The sequence below is a fragment of the Mesorhizobium sp. M7A.F.Ca.CA.002.04.1.1 genome, from assembly GCF_004022805.1.
Lineage (GTDB): Bacteria > Pseudomonadota > Alphaproteobacteria > Rhizobiales > Rhizobiaceae > Mesorhizobium > Mesorhizobium ciceri.
Window position 1 is genome coordinate 1 of sequence record NZ_RZPL01000508.1, and the last position, 4,329, is coordinate 4,329.

The 4,329-nt window shown below is 62.3% G+C and carries 4 protein-coding genes; 2 read left to right on the forward strand and 2 right to left on the reverse strand.

Annotated elements, in window-relative coordinates:
* Positions 1-98: 98 nt before the first annotated feature.
* Entirely contained in the window at positions 99-1,988 is a 1,890-nt protein-coding gene (locus tag ENZ75_RS22880) for a murein L,D-transpeptidase (RefSeq protein ID WP_063167996.1), read from the forward strand.
* 1 nt (position 1,989) lies between these two features.
* On the opposite strand, the gene ENZ75_RS22885 is transcribed toward ENZ75_RS22880, so the two are convergent.
* Positions 1,990-2,472, reverse strand: coding sequence for a hypothetical protein (locus tag ENZ75_RS22885; protein ID WP_063167997.1), 483 nt, complete (start codon positions 2,470-2,472; stop codon positions 1,990-1,992).
* 153 nt (positions 2,473-2,625) lie between these two features.
* The gene (locus ENZ75_RS22890) at positions 2,626-2,883 is read right to left on the reverse strand and encodes a PepSY domain-containing protein (protein ID WP_013531689.1); all 258 of its coding nucleotides are present in this window, start codon (positions 2,881-2,883) and stop codon (positions 2,626-2,628) included.
* Positions 2,884-3,554: 671 nt separating this feature from the next.
* Here ENZ75_RS22890 and ENZ75_RS22900 point away from each other — a divergent pair.
* Positions 3,555-3,908 carry a hypothetical protein gene (locus ENZ75_RS22900; protein ID WP_013531688.1) on the forward strand — a complete coding sequence of 118 codons (354 nt, stop codon included), beginning with the start codon at positions 3,555-3,557 and terminating at the stop codon, positions 3,906-3,908.
* Positions 3,909-4,329: the final 421 nt, after the last annotated feature.

Genomic DNA, 4,329 nt, shown 5'->3' on the forward strand with positions numbered 1-4,329 from the left:
GTATGAATCAGTATAGTCGCGCCTTACATCCGCCATGCGGTGAGCGGGACGATCGAGCGTGCGGAACGGGAACCGGTTGCGGCCGGAGCGGGTGATTCATGAAATTCCTCGGAAACAAAGCAACCGTGATGCCGCTGATGGCAATCACGGCGACGCTGGCTTTCGGTGTACCCCAGGCAGGCGCGCAGGGGCTCTTCGACATGCTTTTCGGCGGCGGCGTCAGGCATGCGCCGAAAGGCGAGTTTCCGCCCCCGCCACCGAAGAACAAGCCAAAGCCGAAAGTGTCCGGTGGCGGCGGCGGCAATGTGAAGATCAGCAGCCCGTCCTACTACACCTACAAGGCCGACCGGCTGGTTCGCGTCGACTTCTCGGCATTGGCCGCGACGCCGGCGCAGGCGACACCGCAGGACGCCGCCTTCGTCCCGTCGGCTACGGGTGCCGCGTTTCGTGATGCGGTTGCCAGCTTGGGCGACTACGAATTCTTAGCCGAGCCCGACATCGCCAAGGCGCTGATCGCGTACTACTCGGCCAATCCGGATTTCATCTGGATAAGCGGAACCAGCCTCAACAGCCGTGCGCAGGATGCGGTGCGGGTGCTTGGCGAGGCTTCAAGCTATGGCCTCACGCCCGCCGACTATACGGTCGAAGTGCCCGCTGCCGGCGCATCGACGACCGATGCCAATGCGCAACTGAAAGAACTCGTCCGTTTCGAGATGGCGCTTTCGGCGCGTGTGCTGCGCTATGCCCACGACGCCCAGAACGGCCGCGTCGATCCCAACCGCATGACCGGCTATTATGATTTCCCGGCCAAGCCGCTCGATCTGCAAGGCGTGCTGAAAACGCTGGCGCATACCCAGCAGGTGCGCACCTATCTCGAATCGCGGCACCCGCAGAATGCGGAATACCAGGCGCTGCGCGTCGAACTGGAAGCGCTGCAGGCCAGTGCGGAAAACGAAATCGTCGTCGACCCCAAACTGTTGTTGAAGCCGGGCGAAACCAGCCCCGAACTGCCGAAGCTGCTGACCCTGATCGCGCGCAATCTCGATGACGAGATGGGCGGCGCCTATGGCGAGGTCCTGTCCAGGCTGGCCACCAGCGAAGTTTATGATCCGGAACTGATCCCGGTCATCAAGGCCGTGCAGCAAAAGGCAGGCATGAAGGGCGACGGCGTCATCGGCCCGCGCACCGTCGCGTCGCTGGCCGGAACATCCAAGGCCGACAAGTTGCTGAAGGTGGAAGTGGCGCTGGAGGAACTGCGCTGGCTGCCCTCCGATCTCGGCAGCCCGCGCGTCTTCATCAACCAGCCGGCCTTCACCGCGAGCTACATCGACAATGGCGAGGAAAAGCTCAAGACGCGTGCCGTCATTGGCCGGACCACCAACCAGACCTCCTTCTTCTACGACCAGATCAAGCAGGTCGATTTCCATCCCTATTGGGGCGTGCCCCAGTCGATCATCGTCAACGAGATGCTGCCGAGATTGCGCAACGATCCGGGCTATCTCGACCGGGCCGGCTATGAGGTGACGGATTCGCGCGGCAAGCGCATTCCTTCGTCGGCGGTCAACTGGGGCGCCTATGGCTCGAACATCCCATACAGCGTGCGCCAGCAGCCGAGCGAGGCCAACGCGCTGGGCGAGTTGAAGATCCTGTTCCCCAACAAGCATGCGATCTACATGCACGACACGCCGCAGAAATCGTTCTTCCAGCGCGATATGCGCGCGCTCAGCCATGGCTGCGTGCGGCTGCAGGACCCGCGCGGCATGGCGGCGGCGGTGCTTGGCACCTCCGTGGACTATATCGCCGAGAAGCTGAAGCACGGCCACGCGACCGAGAACGTGACACGCACGATCCCGGTCTATGTCGCCTATTTCACCGCATGGCCCGATCTGTCGGGCAAGGTCGAATATTTCGGCGACGTCTACGACCGCGACTCGCGGCTGAAGCAGGCCCTGGATGCCACGGAGGCGGTTCGCTCGCCTTCGAGTTGATTTAGCGCTCGAACAGTGGCCGTCGGAAGCCGGCGTCGCGCCCGGCGATCAGCCAATAGAGCAACCCGGCGACAAGGCCGGCAGCGGCAATGATGCCGATGTCGACCCAACGCTCCGGGTCCATGTCCTCCGGTGCGCTCGGCCAGATCAGGGCGAAGCCGCCGACTGCGGCGCCAGCGCCGAAAACCATGTGCAGCAGGACATTGCGCAGCGAGAAGAACTCTGCGATCAGCGCGAAGATCAACGTTTGCAGCGCGGTCACCACGATCGTCAGGAAATAGACGAACATGCCGAGCGGCGGCACCAGCAGCACCGCGATCGGCGAAACACCCATGACGTCGAAATAGTTGGGCGCATTGGGCAAGGAACTGAGCACGCCATAGATCACCGCCACGGCGATCAGGCCGACCAGCACCGATACGAAGTAGCCGGCCAACATCATCAATATGCGCTTCATCACGTGCTTTGCCGTCGCCATCCCCATCCCCCAATGCGGCGCCCGGAGCTATTCCAGGAAACGACAGTCAGCCATCAAAGCACGACTGACGCAAGGGGAGGCGCCCGCGCCAGGGCGATCGCCGAAGTTGGCGCCGGGAGCCTGTGACGCAGCCGAGAACGAATTCGCGTCGGAGCGTCCCTATTTCGGCTCCGCCGTCACAGGATCGTAGGTGATTTCGACCTTCGCCTTGTCCGCCGTGTAATAGGTGACGGTGTAGGCGCCGCTGTCCCAGTCGACCTCGTCCACATAGCGAAAGCCGTCGCGCTGCTCGACCTTGGCGATGATCTCCGACAGCTTCTTGGCATTGGGCGGCGGCAGCGGCTTGTCGTCCGCGGCCAAGGCCGGCGCGACGGCGAAAAGAACGGCGACGCTGGTCGCCAGCAGAAATCTGGACATGGCTTTCCCTCAAGTTTCGTCGGGGAGAAACTCGCTGGCGTACCGGTTTGTTCCGCGGGTGGAATGCGTGCCGATTCAGTCCACCGGTTTGCAGCTGCCCGAACGAGGGGCCGCTGCCCGCTTGACTTACGCGGCGCGTCGTTGAGCGGGGTGGAGACCTGAACGGGTTCGGCGAGGGTCGACGGCGGTCACGATGCTGTGGTGGTGATCGCAATAGACGCGATCCGCCGAAGTTGGCCCGGCACAAAAACGATAACCGCCGGGTACCGACCGGTCTTCGCTTACCGGGAAGCGGCACTGATAGACGCCTAGCTGAATGAGGGGGACGTCTTTCGAAATTGGTCTGACATTTTCAGGCATGGTTTTTCAGGTTCCTGGTTCATAGCCATTGCCGGCTGACGGCCGCTATGCGACCGCGTCAAGCGAGCTTCTCTCGTTTGGAGGGCTGTGGATCACCATATGGTGTCGATCGCAGCGTCAATGAAGGCCGAAACCCCGCTTTCGCAAGCCAATCCTTGCGACTTAAGGCCACACTGGCTGCTGGGCGGGCGAGCTACGGGAGCGAGTACATTTTGTCAGCAGACAGTGCGGTCGCGTCCAGGAGCATCTCTTCGAACCGTTGCGCCGGTGCTATGGTGTGCCTGCATGATCAGACAGCAGGGATATGAGGCATGCCCGAAATCACACGCCGTACACTTCTTGCGTTCACCGCCGTGGCCTCGGTTGTTGAACCGACATTTGCCGAAGCGGAAGGGGCCTCACCCGAATTGCGGGCGCTGATCGGAGCCCATGAAGCCAGCTATGTCGGGCTTCACAGGGTTGTTCATCAAGCGGGCAGCAGCAGCCACGATCGCAAGAGGGCAGACCGGATTGAACAGGAAGCATTGCTTGCCATCTGCTCCTATCCTGCGATCAGCCGAGGCGACCGCCGGGCCAAGGCCGATTACCTGTTGACCGCCGAGGCTCGGGGCGAACTCGACCTGGAAGAGCACATGCAGGCCATCCTGCACGCGATGAAGCGCTGATCGCGGCTCGACCGGCGTAGGGCAGAGTTTGGCCCCATCGACAGGAGTTCATGCGCGGCGACTATCTCGCCGCCTTCCATTGCTGCGACTACGCATCTTTGGCTAACGGACGAAGCGGTCAGCGACCTGTCGGGCAAGTGGCGCTCGATGAAGCCCGGCCCATGGAGCAAGCCCGAGCGCTGAGCCGGAACAACGCTATACGGTCTTTTGCGCCGACGACCGCATCGAGGGTGTCGTTTTGGGATCGCGAACAGATGAAGGTCCAAAACGGCTCCGACGTCTGCCCGTTCCAGAGATATGCGAGCTACAGCAGCGCGTGGAATTCGCCCAGAAGAATTTTTGGCGGGCAAGGGGCGGGGTGTAGTTGCTAGGCATTTTGGGGTGCGGCGTTCAGGAAGGCCGATGGTGGGCGATGCAGGGA

Excerpts from the sequence above, each read along its gene's own strand:
- ENZ75_RS22880 (WP_063167996.1), top strand. The coding sequence starts at position 99 with ATGAAATTCCTCGGAAACAAAGCAACCGTGATGCCGCTGATGGCAATC.
- ENZ75_RS22885 (WP_063167997.1), bottom strand. The coding sequence starts at position 2,472 with ATGGGGATGGCGACGGCAAAGCACGTGATGAAGCGCATATTGATGATG.
- ENZ75_RS22890 (WP_013531689.1), bottom strand. The coding sequence starts at position 2,883 with ATGTCCAGATTTCTGCTGGCGACCAGCGTCGCCGTTCTTTTCGCCGTC.
- ENZ75_RS22900 (WP_013531688.1), top strand. The coding sequence starts at position 3,555 with ATGCCCGAAATCACACGCCGTACACTTCTTGCGTTCACCGCCGTGGCC.